This is a genomic window from Amycolatopsis sp. cg5 (genome assembly GCF_041346955.1).
Classification (GTDB): domain Bacteria; phylum Actinomycetota; class Actinomycetes; order Mycobacteriales; family Pseudonocardiaceae; genus Amycolatopsis.
Window position 1 is genome coordinate 2,386,332 of sequence record NZ_CP166849.1, and the last position, 16,453, is coordinate 2,402,784.

The 16,453-nt window shown below is 68.9% G+C and carries 10 protein-coding genes; 5 read left to right on the forward strand and 5 right to left on the reverse strand.

The genetic code is table 11. The features are described from left to right. Genes AB5J62_RS10860 through AB5J62_RS10870 form a run of 3 tightly spaced genes read left to right on the forward strand, consistent with a single transcriptional unit; the run spans position 1 to position 2,265 of the window. The gene (locus AB5J62_RS10860; RefSeq protein ID WP_370948064.1) at positions 1-1,506 is read left to right on the forward strand and encodes a WXG100 family type VII secretion target; all 1,506 of its coding nucleotides are present in this window, start codon (positions 1-3) and stop codon (positions 1,504-1,506) included. Further along, positions 1,506-1,955 carry a YbaB/EbfC family DNA-binding protein gene (locus AB5J62_RS10865; RefSeq protein ID WP_370948065.1) on the forward strand — a complete coding sequence of 150 codons (450 nt, stop codon included), beginning with the start codon at positions 1,506-1,508 and terminating at the stop codon, positions 1,953-1,955. Before AB5J62_RS10860 ends, AB5J62_RS10865 begins: the two co-directional genes overlap by 1 nt. Continuing rightward, a complete protein-coding gene (locus AB5J62_RS10870; RefSeq protein WP_370948066.1) occupies positions 1,948-2,265 on the forward strand; it encodes a WXG100 family type VII secretion target in 318 nt (105 codons plus the stop codon). The genes AB5J62_RS10865 and AB5J62_RS10870 overlap by 8 nt, the downstream gene beginning before the upstream one ends. Before the next feature lie 264 nt (positions 2,266-2,529). Here AB5J62_RS10870 and AB5J62_RS10875 read toward each other — a convergent pair whose 3' ends face one another. The 5 genes from AB5J62_RS10875 to AB5J62_RS10895 all read right to left on the reverse strand — a co-directional run bounded on the left by AB5J62_RS10875 (position 2,530) and on the right by AB5J62_RS10895 (position 5,487). Further along, the gene (locus tag AB5J62_RS10875) at positions 2,530-2,655 is read right to left on the reverse strand and encodes a hypothetical protein (RefSeq protein ID WP_370948067.1); all 126 of its coding nucleotides are present in this window, start codon (positions 2,653-2,655) and stop codon (positions 2,530-2,532) included. Between the two features lie 7 nt (positions 2,656-2,662). Further along, a complete protein-coding gene (locus tag AB5J62_RS10880) occupies positions 2,663-3,337 on the reverse strand; it encodes a hypothetical protein (protein ID WP_370948068.1) in 675 nt (224 codons plus the stop codon). Between the two features lie 650 nt (positions 3,338-3,987). Then, a complete protein-coding gene (locus tag AB5J62_RS10885) occupies positions 3,988-4,383 on the reverse strand; it encodes a hypothetical protein (protein ID WP_370948069.1) in 396 nt (131 codons plus the stop codon). Between the two features lie 51 nt (positions 4,384-4,434). Continuing rightward, positions 4,435-4,695, reverse strand: a complete 261-nt coding sequence (locus tag AB5J62_RS10890; protein WP_370948070.1) for a hypothetical protein — start codon at positions 4,693-4,695, stop codon at positions 4,435-4,437. Positions 4,696-4,863: 168 nt separating this feature from the next. Next, a complete protein-coding gene (locus AB5J62_RS10895; RefSeq protein WP_370948071.1) occupies positions 4,864-5,487 on the reverse strand; it encodes a hypothetical protein in 624 nt (207 codons plus the stop codon). 10 nt (positions 5,488-5,497) lie between these two features. Here AB5J62_RS10895 and AB5J62_RS10900 point away from each other — a divergent pair, with 10 nt between their 5' ends. Together AB5J62_RS10900 and AB5J62_RS10905 are read left to right on the forward strand one after the other, a co-directional pair. Beyond that, positions 5,498-15,799, forward strand: a complete 10,302-nt coding sequence (locus tag AB5J62_RS10900) for a hypothetical protein (RefSeq protein ID WP_370948072.1) — start codon at positions 5,498-5,500, stop codon at positions 15,797-15,799. Further along, positions 15,796-16,365, forward strand: a complete 570-nt coding sequence (locus tag AB5J62_RS10905; protein ID WP_370948073.1) for a type VII secretion system-associated protein — start codon at positions 15,796-15,798, stop codon at positions 16,363-16,365. Before AB5J62_RS10900 ends, AB5J62_RS10905 begins: the two co-directional genes overlap by 4 nt. Positions 16,366-16,453: the final 88 nt, after the last annotated feature.

A 16,453-nucleotide genomic window follows, 5' to 3' on the forward strand; every position in this document is an offset into this window, starting at 1 on the left:
ATGGGGTACGTCTCCGCGGAACCCCCGCCGCCGGAAGGGATCGAGTCGCTGTCCGGGCTGAGCTTCGAGCAGCTCGCCCAGCTGGTCAACGAGGTCGGCCCCGAGGCGTTCTACCAGCGTGCGGCCGCCTTCGACCAGGCGGGAGCCCGGCTGCAGGACGTGCTCGACCAGGTCCGCCGCGAAGAACGCGCGATGCAGGAATTCTGGGACGGGCAGGTCGCGGAGAGCTTCGGCAACGTCGTCTACGAGCTGACCGTCCGCATCACTTCGCTGCTGCAGACGATCCAGAGCCCCGGCTACGGCACGCTGCTGCGGCAGGCGGGCGACCAGCTCGCCATGCACCAGCAGCGCATGCGTGACCTGCAGCTGGCCAAGGCCGAGCAGGACAGCGCGCCACCCGCGCCCGAGGCGACGGCGCCCGAGGTCGTCGGCCAGGACCAGAAGCAGCGCGCACTCCAGATCGTGAGCGACCTTTCCCAGTCGTACCAGCAGATCGGCTCCGGGATGGCCCCGCCGGTCGACGCACCGGACGCGCCAGGCACCCAGAACACCGGCCCGAACGTGGTCGGCGACGGCGCGCCCGACACCGGCAATACCGAGACCACGAAGTACGCCTCGGGTGGCGGTGGTGGCGGCGCGGGCGGTGGCGGCTTGCTCGGCACCGGAATGCTCGTCGGCGGGATGGCGAAGTCGGCTCTCGGCGGTTCGCGCGTGCAGCAGCAGGCGTCCACGTCCGGGCAGATGGTGACTGCTTCCGGTCAGCCTTCGGGAGTGCAAAAGGTCTTCCAGCCCACTGTGGACACTGTCCCTCCGGTGCTGGGCCAGCCGACTCAGCGCGGTGTCGCGGCTCCGTCCACAGTGGGCGCTCCGGTCTTGCTGCCGGGTGCGGTCGTCGGCCGCAAACAGCAGGAGAAGAAGCAGACCACCACGACGACGACCGTCAAGGAACAGGCGATCGTCGAAGCGGTCGCTCCTACGCAGGGCGTCAAGCCGACCACGGTGTCCACAGTGGATATCCCGGTTGTCGACAAACCGATCGCGGCTGTCGCGAATGGACCGTCGTCGCCGGAGCTCTCCTCGGCGCCCAAGCACGCCGTGGCGACCGGCTCGGCGTCGACGGGCGGCGTCCGGCTGCCCTCGGTCGAGGTCGCGCCACTGTCCCCTCAGGCGCCGGTCCGGCCACTGCCCGCCGAGCTGGCGGCACTGCCGACCGGCGCCAGTTCGATGACCTCGGGAGGTGCCGCCCCGGTCGCGGCGACGACGTCGCACGCCGCCGCGACCGGTGGCATGCCGATGGCCCCGATGATGATGGGCGGCCTGCGCGGCAACGATCAGGACACCGAACGCGACGTCGACGCCATGCTCACCGAGGACCCCGACGTCTGGGACCCCGCGACCGGCGCGCCGGCCGCGATCGGCCGCCCGGCAAGGAAACCCGAGCCCGAAGCGCCACTGACCGACCTGCTGCCCGCCGACCTGACCGGCTCGCCGTCGAGGAGGATCTGATGCCAGAACCGGATTCCGGGGTCTTCGACCTCGACCGCATGGCCGCCGACGCACTGGCCACCATGGCTGACGAGCGGCGCAAACTCGGCGAGCTCGGCAAGCTGTGGAACGAGGAACGCACCACGGTCCGCGCCAAGGACCAGTCGTTCGCGATGACGTTCGACGGCCGGGGCGAACTCGTCGACCTGGTCTTCAACGGCGAGAAATATCGAAGCCTCGCCCCGGCGCAATTCGCCAGCGTCCTGATCGAGACGTTGCAGCGTGGCCGCGCGCAGAGCATGGCGAAGATGACCGATCTGATGGGACTGGGCGCGATACCCGGTCTCGATCTCGCCGGACTCGCGACGGGCCAGGCCGATCCGCAGGAAATGGTCGACGCGCTGCTCGCCCCGATGCTCGAAGGAATCGAAGGCTTCGACGACCGGAAGAAGGAGCAGCGCGATGGCTGAGGAATTCTTTCTCGACCCCGAGGGCGTCGGCCAGGCGACCCGCGACCTCAAAGCGTCCGGTAAACGCCTTTCCGGTGCTTTCACGCGGTTGACGGAAACCCTGGACCGGCACGACGGCTGCTGGGGCGACGACGACATCGGCAAGGGATTCGAAAAGAGCTACCGCCAACCGTCCACTGACGCCAGGACCGGCATCAAGGACACGGTCGACGGAATCGTCGGAATCTGCGACGAGGTCGACAAGTCGGTGGAGATCTTCGAAAGCGTCGATCACGAAAACGCCGAAAAAATCGACAAATCCGTTAAGTAAGTGAGCTGAGGAGGCAGGCATGAGTGGAGCTGACGAGACCACTCAGCTGCCTGACAGTCTCCAAAAGTTCTTCAAGGTCACCCTCGGCATGGAATGGCCGGAGGGCAGCGAGGGCGGCCTCAAGGACATGAGCCGCGCCTGGTCGGAGTTCGCCACCGAGCTGGGCGTCACCGCGACCGACGTCAAGAAGGCCGCAGGCGACATCGACCGCGCGATGAACGGCAACACGGCCGAGAGCATCGTCGACTTCATCGGCGGCGACATCTACAAATCGATCGACGAACTGATCGGCCAGTCCAAGGAGTTCGCCAAGGAGACCAAGGCGACCGCGGCGGACATCCAGAAGGCCAAGATCATGCTCATCGCGATGGCCGCGATGGCGTTGGCCACGGTCATCTCATTGCTGGCGTCCTTGTTCGGCGCCATCTTCGTGCCGAGCGTGCTCGCGGCCGCACGCGTCGGCCTGGCCGCGATCCTGAAGGAACTGCTGGCGAAAGTCGCCCAGATCACCTTCAAGCAGGCCGCGATGGCGCTCGGCAAGTTCGCCTTCACCATCGGCAAGTACGCCGCGGGCGGCGCCGGTTTCATGGTCGGCCTCGACCTCGGCATCCAGGCTGGTCAGAAAGCGGCGGGCGGCCGCGACGAGATCGACTGGAAATCGGTCGGCAACTCCGCGATCGGCGGCGCGATCGGCGGCGCCGGCTTCGGCGTTTTCCGCGGCGCCGGCAAGGGTTTCCGCAAGGGACTCCCGCCGAAAGGCAGCGGCAAGGAGGTCCCCGGCTACCTGCGCGCGATCGGGCACGGTGGTTACGCGGGTGGCCAGGTGGCGATGGTGGCCTTCACCAACCCGGCGGTGAACGCGGCCACCGGCAACACCGAAGGCAACATGTGGGACGGCATCCTCAGCGCCATGGGCCCCTACGACGGCGGCGGTGGCAAGAAGGGCGGCGGCGCCAAGGGCGGCGGCGAAGGCGTCAAGGGTGGCGGCGGCCCGTCGGTCAAGGACAAACTGGCCGCCCTGGACCTGCCCGGCGACAAGTCCACGGCCGACGGCGGCGGTCCGTCGGGACACGAGATCGTGGACGACGGGAAGCCGGTCGGTTCGGTGTTCACGCCGGATGGTCCTGAGACCGTGTCGAAGGGGCCCGGCTCGACGGATTCGGGTTCGGAGTCCGAGGGGAGCAGCGGGTCGGGTTCGCGGGGTTCTGGGCAGTTCAACGGGACGGACTCGCCGTCGAACGGTTCGGGGAAGTCTTCGGGGGCGGGATCGCAGGGCACCGATGGTTCGTCGCAGGAGGGCGACTCGACGGGCTCCGGGAGTTCGAGCGGTTCCGGACAGGGTTCGGGCAGCTCTGGGCAGGGGTCTAGCGGTTCGGGTCAGTCTTCTGCGGAGGGCTCCAGCGGATCTGGGCAAGGTTCCAGTGGCTCGGGGCAGTCTTCTGCCCAAGGTTCGAATGGTTCTGGGCAGGGGGCGGGCAACTCGGGACAATCCCCTGCGGAGGGTTCGAACGGCTCGGGGCAGGGTTCTGGTGGCTCGGGGCACTCGTCCGCCGAGGGGTCGAACGGCTCGGGGCAGTCTGCTGGGCAGGGTACGAATTCGGGTTCGCAGGGAGCGAATGGTTCTGTGCAGCCTGGTGCGCAGGGGACCAATGGCTCGGTGCAGTCGGGCTCGCAGGGGACTAATGGTTCTGGGTCGGATGTTCCCGTTTCGCAGAACCCCGGTCAGTCCGCCGGGCCGGGTTCGCAGGTCACCGGCGATTCCACCGTGCCCGTCGCCGGTGGTCTGGGGCAGCCCGCACCGGTCGCCGGTGGTTCGGGTGCTCCGGTCGCAGGCGGCTCGGGTTCGTCGGTCGCCGGCGGGGGACCGGCGCAGTCCACTCCGGGCGCGGGTGGTTCGACACAGCCGGGCGGCCCGGCTTCCGTGCCGTCGAGTTCGAACGGGCCAGCGGTGCCCACGCAGTCTTCGCCGTCGGCCGGTGCGCCGAACACGAGCGCCACGCCCTCGTCGGGCCCGGCTTCGTCCTCGTCCGGTCCCGCGAGCAATCCGGCGACGACTTCGTCGAACCCGTCCTCGTCCGGCTCGAGTTCGTCGAGCAACCCGTCGACCTCCGGAGCCACGAACAACACCGCTCCGGCGACCACATCGAACCAGCCGACCGGCTCGGCCGGTCAATCCCCGGCTGCGGCGAAGCCTTCGGCTCCGCCCGCCGTTGCCACCGGGAACGCCGGTCCGGCGCCCTCTTCGAGCCCGGCGAGCAGTGGCCCGGTCAGCAACGGCCCCGCAAGCAGTGGCCCCGCGAGCAACAGTCCGGCGAGCAACGGTGGCCCGGCAAGCAACGGTCCCGCGAGCAGTGGCCCGTCGAGCAGTAACCCTTCGAACAGTGGCCCGGCGAGCAACAGCTCGGCGAACAGCGGCCCGGCCAGCAACAATCCGGCCAGCCAGAGCTCACCCGCGCCCGTTCAGCCTGCTCCGGCGAAGCCTTCGGTCGCGCCGCCTGCTCCTGTCACCTCGGGAAATGCCAGCCCGGCTCCCGTATCGAGCCCGGCTCCGACTTCAGGCTCGACTTCCACGTCGAGCCCGGCCCAGCCCGCGCCCGTTCAGCCTGCTGCGGCGAAGCCTTCGGTCGCGCCGCCCGCACCCATAGTCTCCGGAAACACCAGCCCGGCTCCGGCATCGAGCCCAGCCAACACCTCAAGTCCCGCCAACGCTTCAAACTCGACCAGCCCGTCAAACTCGCCCTCGAGTTCAAGCCCGGCCCCCACGCCGAGCCCGGCGAGCACCTCGAACTCGGCCAGCTCTTCGAACTCTGCCAGCTCGTCGAGCGCGGCTAGCTCTTCAAGCCCGGCTAGCACTTCAAACTCGGGTAGCTCCTCAAGCCCAGCTGGCACTTCAAACCCGGCCAGCTCATCGAGCCCTGCCAGCAGCTCAAACTCGGGTAGCTCCTCGAGCCCGGCCAGCACTTCGAGCCAGACCAGCAGTTCCAACCCGGGCAACTCTTCGAACCCGGCCAACCAGCCCGCATCCAATTCGAACGCGAACTCCACCAACCCCGCGAACAGCCCAGCCGCCCAGCCGAAGCCGTCAACCCCAACGCCACAACCCACCTCGACCAACACCACGTCGAGCCAACCGGCGGCACAACCCGCCCCGGCCAAGCCCGCGATCACCCCACCGCCCCCCAAACCAGAGCCGTTCGTGGCAGCCGAGCCCACGAAGCCCATTCCGTCCACTATGGACAAACCGGCCAAGCTCACCAAGCACGAGGAGCCCGTCACCCTCCCCGACGCCCAGGCCGCCGTCGCAGCCGCGCACCTCGCCGCCGGCACACCCGAGCACCGCGTCAACGCACCGGCCGAGCACGCCCCGGACACCTTCCTCCCGCAATCGTCGTGGCAAGAACGCCGTGATGCCGCCCATCCGACCCGCTTCAGCGCCGAGCGTTTCGATCCCGACAGCACGGGCCGGACCGGCGGTGGCGAGATTTCCGGCAAGATCACTCAGATCCGCTTCGACTTGCGCCGCTTCGAAGCCGCGCCGGGGAAGTGGATCCGGGAGTTCACCGTTCCGATCGATCTCGTGTCGGAGTCGGTCGGGCCGCGGGCGCGGCGTGAGCGTGCCGCCGAGATCCAGCGTGCGCTCGACGAGCACTTCAACGAGCGGTACCGGTTCGCCAACGGTGACCAGCTGCACGTGACCCTCGACGCGAAGACGCCCGGTGAAGCCTTGCCCGGCTGGGATGCCGACTCCGGGCGCGGTGTGCCGGTCAAGATCTTCGACTCGAATCTGCCGCACGAGAATCTGAAAACCAATCAGCTGCAGTGGGACGTGCGCGGTTCCGTCAACGGCGCGCTGCACGAACTGTTCCACTTCGTCGGGCTCGGTGAGGGCGCCAAGAACAAGGCGATGCTGTTCAACCGGACCGACCAGCCGGGGATCATGGGCCCGAACGCCTGGAAGGACGCCTCGCTCACCACACGCAACATCACCCAGATCGACGAGATCTCGCGCACCGCCGGTCCCGTCATCGACCAGACGCTCACCGCGCCTCCGCGTCCGCGCACGCTTCCGCAGACCGAGCCGCGGATCACCAGTGACGGCCCCAAATCCTCACTGCACACCCCGGCCGACGCGCCCAAGCCCGACCCGAACAACCCGCCACGCGATCCCGGTGGCTCCAGCCGCGACAACATCGAACTCGACAACCTCCCGCCCCGAGAGGAACGTGCGCCGCAGGGCCCGGTCCGGCTGCACGAGACCATGCCGGACTACGTGCGCGACAACCGCGGGCCGGGCGCGGCGGAGCAGGTCCGGCCGACCGTCGGCGCCGATGTCCGGCCCGGTCTGGTCGCGGCCTACCCGGCGTTGCGTGATCACCCGATGCTCGACGTCATCCAGCAGCAGGTCGACCGCAACATCCTGTCGTTCATGGGCGAGGGACGGCCGTTCCAGCTCGTCGTCAACGGCAAGCCGATGGAACTGGTCGTGCGCGCCGAATTCGACTGGCCCAACGCGACGGCCAAGGCGCACGACGGCGATCCGGGTGCCGCGAAGTTCAGCGCGAAGACGGATGTCGACTCGACCGTCAAAGTGGAGAGTTCGCGGGACAAGGACGCCACCGTCGGCGGGGCGTTCGCGGCGGTCCCGCCGTTGATCGCGTCGCTGAACCTGCAGGGCTCGCCCGCGGCGAGCTTGACGCAGGACGCGTCGCACACCATCAACGGCGGTTCGAGCAGCAAGGGCGAGGTCACCAAGGCGTCGACCGAGGTCACCGCGCCGGTGAAGGTGACCACCGCGCTCGCCGACGCCAAGAACCAGCCGGTCGGCCGGATCCAGGACCCGGCGAACCCCGACGGCCCGCGGATCGACCACTCGGTGACCGGCACGGTCGACCTCAACGTCCCGACCAAGCTCAAGGACCCGGCCGCGCCGCCGCACGACCTCACACAGGCGCCGCCCGCGAAATTCGTGGTCGAGGAGGCCGTGTCGAGCCGCGGCGCCGGCTTCTTCGACCAGGTCGCCAGGTTCATCGGCGAGGACAAGCTCACCGCCATCGGCTCGGTCGGGCGCGAGGTGCTGAAGGACTTCCTGCACGACAGCAACATCAAGGCGAAGCTGCCCGAGATGGCGGTGTTCGACGGTGACGCGCACCCCGACAAGGGCTGGGTGCGCTCCAGCGGGCTCACCCCCGGCCCGACGAAGACCTCGTTCTCGTCGAAGGCGGGCATGGTCGAAATGCGGGCCGTCGCCAGGCAGGTCGAGGTCATCGAGACCGTCTCGGACGCCAAGAACACCGACATCGGCTCGCTGAAGAACAGCGGCACCAGCACCACCGGAGCGAAGCGGGTCGGCGGGTTCAGCGGCATGGTCGGCGTCGGCGCGGACGCCAAGGTGGCGTTCCTGTCGCTCGGCCCGGTCTTCGGCTTTTCCCACTCCCGCACCAAATCCGCGGCCTTCGACCACAAGTCGGTCGCCAAGGACTCCGTCGCCACCAAGGGCGACATGGTGCGCTACAAGACGGTCTACGACCTGCAGGTCCGCACGCCGGGGCATGCCGCGCGGACGTTGACCGGCACCGTCGACGCGACGCAGGTGACCACGCACGAACGGGCCGTCGGCGCCGGGCTGGTCGAGGGCGATGGTCCGGTCGTGCGCACGGGCGACGAGCGCACGCACTTCGCGCCGGAGCACATCGAGTCAGGGCATTCGCTCGGTGGCAGCTACCTGGACGACCTCAGCGGCGGTGACCAGGTGTACCGCACGGTCGTCGACGCGCTCCAGAAGGTGCCCGGCCGCAAGCTGTATCACCTGAGCTCGGACAAGTTCATCCGCCAGTTCGACGATCCCGCCTTCGCCAAGGGCATCGGCCACAGCGTCAACGCGATACTCAGCCGCGATCTGCAGGCACGCAAGGGCATGTCCGACGCGCACCTCGGCGCGCTGCTCGACACCATGCTCACCCCGGACGGCCTGCAGATCCCGCTGGTCAAGAAGGGCACGTTCCGCGACTACCACACCACGGTGACGCTGCGCGCCGACTTCAGCGTGACCGGGGAGTCCAACCCGATCACCGCCGAAACCTCGGGCAAGGTCAAGGAAAAGACCGGCAGCAAGTTCACCGACAGCCGCGACACCACGGTCACCGGCGGCATCCAGGGCCGGGTCCGCGGGGTCACCGGGAAGGCCACGGGCACGTTCATCGCGGAGACCAAGGCGAGCCGGATCTGGTCGAAGTCGCACAACCTCAACTCCGAGGGCATGACTTCGGACGTCCGCAAACACGGCGACGGGCTCAAGGAAGACGGTTCGCTCGACTCGCAAAGCCTGCGCCCGTTCGCCGGGACGCTCAATGTGACGCCGGAAATCACCTCGTACGTGCGCGTCAACACCGCGGCGCGCCGGTTCAGCTTCGGGCTGCCCGGCCGTTCGGCGCCGGAACTGGTGCACCGGCCGCGTGGTGAGGCCTTCGCGCCGCAGAGCATGCCGGTGCGGGTGCTCGTGCCGGAGAACCTGGTCAGCACCACCAGGCCGGACACCGTCGACGTCGTGCGCGCCAACACCCGGCCGCACGACCACACCCCGATCAGCGGACTGCGCGGCCCGGCTTCGCGCGTGCTGGACGGCGCCGAGATCCTCGCCGTGGTCGGCACCGAACACCTGCAGGGCTCGGTCAAGGATCAGCTGGTCGGCGCGTCGAAGGACCCGATCTTCCGGTTCACCGACGGGGCGAACTCCAAGCTCATCTCCGACCGGCTGTCACCGGAGGCGCTGAAGAACGACCAGCGGCTGTTCACCAGGCCGATCGTGGTCGACGGACTGCACTACAGCAGGCGGCTGGCCGACGTCAACGGCAAGGCGGCCGTCGCGCTGTCCCCGATCAACCCGCAAAAGGTGTCGGTGCAGGAGTTCCAGCAAAACGCGAAAACCGTGGGCACCGCGTCGAAGGTCGGAAAATCCAAAGGTGTTTCCAATACGCTGGCCGTGACGTTCCGCGGAGTGTCCTTTGTGGCCAGTGACGAGGCCGCGACCACCAAGAACTCGAAGACCAACGCGATAGGCGTGCTCGTCGGCGAGTTCACACCGTGGGCGTCGCGCTGGGGCAAAGGCAAGGGCAGCGAGCTGACCAGCGTCGAGCGGATCACCGTCGAAGACGGCGTGCCGGTCAAGAAGACGCTGGTCAAGGTCGGGCTGGCGGCCGAGGTGGTCGCCGAGACCAAGGCGAAGGGCAACTTCGACCGGTTCGACCTGCTGCCGGACAAGAAGGTCGCGCGCAGCGGCGAGGCGTTCGAACTCGGCGATTCGGTGCTGATGTGGGCGACCGACGCCCAGATCGCCGAGATGGAGCGGGTTTCCGCGCAGCTGCACGCCGCCACCGTCGACGACGTGCCGGTGCGGGGCGACGCGCCCGCCGCCGTCGCGCCCGCGCCAGGCCGGGCGCTGGCGCCGCCGGACTCGTTGGTGACGGCCAAGGGAACCTCGGTCGGTCTCGGCGCGATCACCACCACGATCGATCTCACGGACCGGATTCCGCACCTGCGCAGGAAACTCGCCGCCTCGCTGGGTGAGTCGACCGCCGAGCGACTGCTCCCGAAGTCCTCTTTGGACACCGCGCACGACAATCACCGCGAGCTGACCCGGTTCCTGTCCGATGTGCACCGGTCGGCCCCCAACGCGCTCAACGGCGGGCAGATCACCCCGTTGCGGCTGGAAGACCGGGTCAGCGGCAAGACGTATTACGTCAGCGTCGGCGCACGGTTCGTCGACCCGCCGACGTTCACCGGGATCGAGCACGTCGGCAAGCTGTCGACCGAAGAAGTCGCGAAAATCGAGAACACGAAACACAAATCGTCCGGCCGCACGCTGCTCGGACTCGGTACGAGCCTGCGCCCCGGCGCGTTGTTCAGTCAGCACCCCGACCCGTCCGTGGTGCCGCCCGGCACGACACCGACCGCCAAGCACGGCGCCGCGAACGGCACGCTGACGACCGGGCTGAGCGAGAGCACCAATCTCGGGGTGCGTGACACGAAGCAAACGAACACCGGCGAGGTCGCGTACTCGCAGACCGAGTCGACCACCGGCCCGATGGCGAACTACCAGGGCACGCTCGCGCTGGAGATCAAGGTGCAGCGCGGCATGGGCCTCGACGTCAACGGCCACGAGATCGCCTCCCAGGTCGTCGCCGTCGACAAGTCGCCGCGGCGCGAGGTGACCGTCCAGAAGCTGGCGGAGGAAAGCTTCCCCGACCCGTCACACGGCAGGCTCGGCGAGCCGGGCCCGGTGCGCCCGCAGTTCAGCACCGCGGCCCGCCCGGCCGCGACCGCGGACTGGCGCGGCGCGCGCGGCCACACGCCGTTGCCGGACACCGGCACCTTCGCCGCGGAACACTACTTCGGCGACATGGCCGACCTGCGCGAAGGCGCCGAGCGGGCCATCACCCGCTCCGGGTCCAAAGTGGACTCCGCGACCATCGCCGCGCTCACCGCAGGCATCACCCCGGCGACGATCAAGGCAGGCCTGCCCGCGATGGCCAAGGGCGAGTTCCTGCTCCCGCTGCCGCCCGGCCTCGACCGCGACCTCGAGATCCACGCGCGCCTGAAGGACAACCCCAGGCTTGTCGGGGCCAGCGCCGGCGTCGAAATCGACGGCAACATCAAGACTTCCGACGCCGACGTCACCGAGGTCAAGGGCGGCAGCGACCACTCGGCCAACATCGTCGCCCCCGCGGCGGGCGGCGGCGTCGGCGCGCCCAGCCACGCGAACACCATCGCCGAGGGCCGCAAGAACTTCAGCGCCATGTCCGGCAGTGTCGAGTACGCACTCCCGGTCGCCTCGAAGGACAAAGTCGCCGCGCACGAGGGCGGCGCCCCGAAGAACAAGACCAAGTCCCCGCAGTCCGCGACGCAGATCAAGACCGACAGCAAGCTCACCCGAGCGGACCTGCACGACGTCGAGTTCAGGTTCGTGGCCAGGCCGAAGGCGGGTTCGGCCAAGGCGGGCGTCGCCGACCTCCTGGTCCACGACGGCTACGTGGTCCGCCACCGCGACACCTCCGCGTTGCCGGAGACCTTCACCGACGCCGCGACGGCGTTGCAGAAGGCGGGCAAGGAGTGGACGGAGGCGTACAAGAAGCACGAAGGCCTCCGCCAGACGACCCACCCGCCACTGTCGACGGCGCCGCTGGACGCGGCGGCGACCGAGGTGGCGACGGCGGAGAACAAGTGGTGGGGCGCCAAGACGGCCTATGACTCGGAGCTGGACAAGATCCGGCACCCGGAAGCGGCGCGGGAGGCGGCTGAGCGTGCGCAACGCCAGCGCGACGCCTTGACGCGTGAGGCGCAGGAGCGGGTGGCCGACGTGGCTGCTGAGCGGGAACGGCAGCAGGCTGAGCAGGCGAGGCAGCAGCGGGCGGCGAGGGAAGCGGCGGAGGCGCGGGCCAAGGCTGAGGCGGACAAGACGCGCGCTGAGGCAGAGGCCAAGGCGCGAGCGGAAGCTCGGGCGAAGGCGGAAGCGGAGGCCAAGGCAGAAGCTGAAGCCAAGGCGCGGGCGGAAGCCGAGGCCAAAGCGAAGGCCGAGGCAGAGGCTCGGGCCAAGGCGGAGGAGAAGGCACGCACTGAGGCCGAAGCCAAGGCTAAGGCTGAGGCGGAAGCTCGGGCCAAGGCGGAAGCAGAGACCAAGGCGCGAGCGGAGGCTGAAGCCAAGGCTAAGACGGAGGCGGAGGAGAAGGCGCGCGCTGAGGCTGAGGCCAAGGCGCGAGAGGAAGCGGAAGCTCAGGCGACGACCGAAGCGGAGGCTAAGGCCAGGGCGGAAGCTGAAGCCAAGGTGCGAGCGGAAGCTGAGGCTAAAGCGAAGGCCGAGGCGGAAGCTCGGGCTAAGGCGGATGCGGAAGACAAGGCGCGAGAGGAAGCGGAAGCTCGGGCGAAGGTCGAAGCAGAGGCCAAGGCCAGGGCGGAAGCCGAGGCTAAAGCGAACGCGGAAGCGGAGGCCAACGCTAGAGCAGAGGCTGAGGCCAAGACCAGGGCAGAGGCAGAAGCAAAGGCAGAGGCGGAAGCTCAGGCGAAGGCGGAAGCGGAGGCCAAGGCCAGGGCCGAGGCGGAAGCCAAGGCGCGAGCGGAAGCTGAAGCCAGGGCAAAAGCGGAGGCAGAAGCCAAAGCCCGAGCCGAAGCCAAGGCGGCAGCCGAGGCCAAAGCGAAGGCCGAGGCAGAAGCGCGCAGGAGCGAGCATCTGACCCGCGAGGCGAAGGCGCGTGTCGAAGCGAATGGCCCTGAGCGAGAGCGGCAACAGGCCGAGCAAGCCGCCCGCGAAGCCGAAGCGCGCGAAGCACGTCGCAGTGAGGCCTTGACGCGTGAGGCGACGGCACGGATCGAGTCGAACGGCCCCGAGCGCGAACGTCAGCAGGCCGAGCAAGCGGTCCGCGAAGCCGAGGCGCGCAACGAGCGTCGCAGCGAGGCACTGACACGTGAGGCACAGGCGCGTGTCGAAGCCGCGGCTCCCGAACGCGCACGTCAGATGGCCGAACAGGCCAAGGCAGAGCAAGCCGCCCACGCCGAGGCGGAAGCCAAGGCCAAAGCCGAAGCCGCCGCGAAGGCCGAAGCCCAGCCCAAGACCGAGGCCGAACCGACAGCAGAAGCCGCGGAAAAGCCTGCGGCGCAAGTCAAACCCGAGCCCGCAGATAAGCCCGAGGTCAGCACCAAGGCCGAGCCCGCCGACAAACCCGAGTCCAGCTCCAAGTCCGAGGCCAGTGCCAAGGTCGAGCCCACGGACAAGCCCGAGTCCAGCACTAAAGCCGAGCCCACCGACAAGCCCGAGACCAGTACCAAGACCGGGTCCAGCGACAAGACCGAGTCCGGCCAACCCGAAGCCGCGACCACCCCCGAGCCCGCCGAAACCCCCACCCCGAACCCCGAGGACGGCGTCACCCTCGCCGACGAACCCACCCACGAGATCACCCCGCTGGCCGACCTGCTCGGCCCGGCGCACGATCTGTCCGATGTGGACTTCGTGCCGCTGCACAACGCCGCCGGCGAGGTCGCGGGCGTGTTCTTCCCCAAGCCGGGCGAGGCGGCCAAGCTCGATCTCGTCACCGAGCCCGACGCGTACACCGTCGCCATGCACCATGGCAAAGACGGGTTCTCGTACTGGCGCAAGTCGGACGGCGCGGAGATCAAACTGGACTCGGCGGACGCCGTCAAACTGCTGTCGAGCACGAGCCTGCCCGGCGGCGACGGCTGGCGGCAGAAGGCCGCGCTCATCTGGCTGAGCTGCAATGTCGCCGATCCGGCGATCGGCAGGCTCGGGGCGTTGACCGAGCTGCTCCGTGGCGAGGGCTATCAGGGCGACGTCCGCGGTCCGAACACCAAGGTCACCCTGCACAAGGACGGGACCAGGCATTTCGAGGACGGCGGCGCGCTGCGCACGGCCGGGGAACCGGCGCGGCCGGACGAGCGAGTCGTGGTCGGGAAGGATGCCGACGAGGCCGCCGTGTACGCCGAGGCGCAGGGGATCATGGAGGAGATCGGGTCCCGGTTCGGCGCGGTGGTGGACTCGGAGGCCGGCGTTCGCGCGGTGCGCGAGTCACACCCCGCCGCGCCCGAGCGAGTGCGCGACGCCATCGCGACGCGTAAGTGGAATCCCGAAGAGCTGCAGGGTGTCCTGGCGGCGTTCGAACACTACGCGCCGATTCTCGGTGAGGAACGTACGCGTTCGACGCGTGCGGGGAGCCCGCAAGAGGTCGTGAGCGTTAGCGCGCTTAACAAGGCGATCAAGGGTACGAAGCCTTACGTGTTCGCGACCGGCGAGTACATCTCGTCGCACAAGAGCATGGCGATCTACCCGCTGGCGCTTATCTCGAAGGCTTACGGTGGTGGCGCCAAAGAAGTGCAGGCGACCGTCACGCACGAACTCGCGCATGGCCTGCTCGACTACAAGCTCAGCGAGTTCACCGGGAAGGTCGGCAGCTGGACCGCCGACGGCAAGCCCAAGCTCGCGGAGGGCGCCGAATCTCCTTACAACGACGCCAAAACCGCGAAGGATGACTTCGTCGGCTCGGTCAAGGCTCACTTGCTCGGCGTCGCGAGCTTCGCGGAGACCTCGCCGCGGCATGCCGCGGCCGTCGCGGAGCTGCAGGCGAAGCATCCGGATGTCTTCGTCAAAAAAGAAGGCGAACTTTCCGGCAAAGCGGCCGAGCGCATCGCCCGCGAACTCAAGGACGAACAGCCCGCGTTCAACACCGCGGTCGGGGCGTGGACGGCCGACGGCAAGATCGCATTCGACGGTGAACGGCCGATCACCGACTACGGCGGCACGAACCCCGGCGAGGACCTGGCGGAAACCGCGATGGTCTACTTCCTCGAACCGGACAAACTTCGCGCCGAGGCACCCGTCCGCTTCGAGTTCTTCGAGGAACTCACGGCCGCTTGGCACCAGCCCGCGACCGCGGGGGAACACGTGACGCTGGGCAGCGAGGTGTTCAACGAGGCCAGTTCCGGCAAGGCCGAGGTGGTGCGCACCAGCAGCTTGCCCGAGGGACTCAAAGACGCTTGGGAACGCGGCGCCCGGATCGTGGGCGACCTGGCGGCGAGCCGGACCGCGGTGTGGGAAACGGCCGTGACGAAGCCGCTCGATCAGTTGCGCGCCATGTGGGAGGACGGTCCGGTGCGCAGCCCGGAGGCGCGGGCGCGGCTGCTGGAGCAGCTCGCCGGTTCGCCGAAGCAGTGGCGGACCGTGTTGTGGTCCGACGTGGTGGAGGGGCAGCGCACCGAGACTTCGCGCTTGCGGCGGCCGCGGGCGCTGTGGTCGGTCCGTCATGACAGCGACGACAACGACGATCTGCTCGACGGCTTGGGCTTCGTGCTGCCGGACTTCGGGCCCGATGTTCCCGAGTTCGACCTGGACACCGACTTCGAACCGGACGAGCCCGATTCGGACGATGATGACTTCGAGCCCGAGCCCGAGCCCGAGCCCGAGCCCGAGCCCGATGTCGACTTCGAGGTGCCGAGGTTCGACCCGCCTGCATTCGACCCGCCACCCCGGATCGAGCCGACGCCCGAACCCGCGCACGCGGAAACCCCGGCCGCACCGGTCCAGCCGGTCCCGGCGCCTCCGCTCAACGCGGCTCCTCTCGGCGCCGACCTGCTCGGCGGTCCGATCGAAGCGGTGTCCGTCGAGGACGCGGGCCAACGTGTCATCAACGCGCTGCTGCGTGAGCTCATGCTGCGCCCCGGCGACCTGAATCTCGCGGCCATCGCCGAGGCCGTCGCGACGCATCCGCGTGCCGACGAGGTGTGGACGCTCGCGGTGACGTTCCTGGCGTCGCACCCCGAATACGCCGACCAGATCCGGACGGTCACCCGCGATTGGCTGGGCCGGGACGGCGTCGTGCACCACGTGACGCTGCCGCCGTGGCTGGAGCAGTTGATCGTGCCCAAGCCAGGCCAGTTCCCCGACCCGAAACTCGGCCCGTTCGCGCAGCCCGCGTGGTTGAACCGGCCTGATCGGCTCGTGCCCGCTGCCGCTCCCACCCAGAACGGAGCATCATGACCGCCATGTCGCCGGACAACTGGTTCCTGCTGATGGACCCCGCGTGGCGCCCCGCCGCGGAGAACGCCACGCCGCCGATCGAGTCGGTGGTCGGCCTGTGGCCGGTGGAGTCCGACGGCAAGCTCGGCCGCTTCCGGCCGAACCCGGCCTACGTGCCGTCGAGCGAGGACGCGCCGTCGGATCCGCTCGACGCCGTGCTGCGGCTGTCGCAGCAGGGACGCGCCAAGACGGACCACATCCAGCTGATGCTGCGCGACACCCTGTTCGACATCGCGATGAACGGCGACGGCCGCCCGTTGATCACCAAATCCCCTGATGGAAACGCTTGCGTTGTCGTCGCGAGCGGCGAACTGCACCGCGCGCGCATCACCGCGCCCGAGTGGCTGCGCATCGACCTCGAAGACCTGGTCTCGCTGCTGGCCGACGACGTCGACGTGCTGATCAACCCCGGCGGCCCGGCCGCCGTCCGCCTCACCGGCGACTTCATGCGCGAGACGATGCTGCTCGACGACGAGCCCGTCGCCGCACCGGCCGGAGGTTTGCGCACCGCCACCTGGTCGGGCTGATGAATCGCGAGTGAACCGCATCGACGCAGGCTGTGCGGATGAAAGACACGAGAGCGGACATGGGACGCGTGATCAAGTACACGCTGTC

What these genes read in the sequence shown, in the direction of transcription:
- AB5J62_RS10900 (WP_370948072.1), top strand. Translation starts at nt 5,498, where the DNA reads ATGGACAAACCGGCCAAGCTCACCAAGCACGAGGAGCCCGTCACCCTC.
- AB5J62_RS10865 (WP_370948065.1), top strand. Translation starts at nt 1,506, where the DNA reads ATGCCAGAACCGGATTCCGGGGTCTTCGACCTCGACCGCATGGCCGCC.
- AB5J62_RS10895 (WP_370948071.1), bottom strand. Translation starts at nt 5,487, where the DNA reads ATGGGCTTCGTGGGCTCGGCTGCCACGAACGGCTCTGGTTTGGGGGGC.
- AB5J62_RS10860 (WP_370948064.1), top strand. Translation starts at nt 1, where the DNA reads ATGGGGTACGTCTCCGCGGAACCCCCGCCGCCGGAAGGGATCGAGTCG.
- AB5J62_RS10905 (WP_370948073.1), top strand. Translation starts at nt 15,796, where the DNA reads ATGACCGCCATGTCGCCGGACAACTGGTTCCTGCTGATGGACCCCGCG.
- AB5J62_RS10870 (WP_370948066.1), top strand. Translation starts at nt 1,948, where the DNA reads ATGGCTGAGGAATTCTTTCTCGACCCCGAGGGCGTCGGCCAGGCGACC.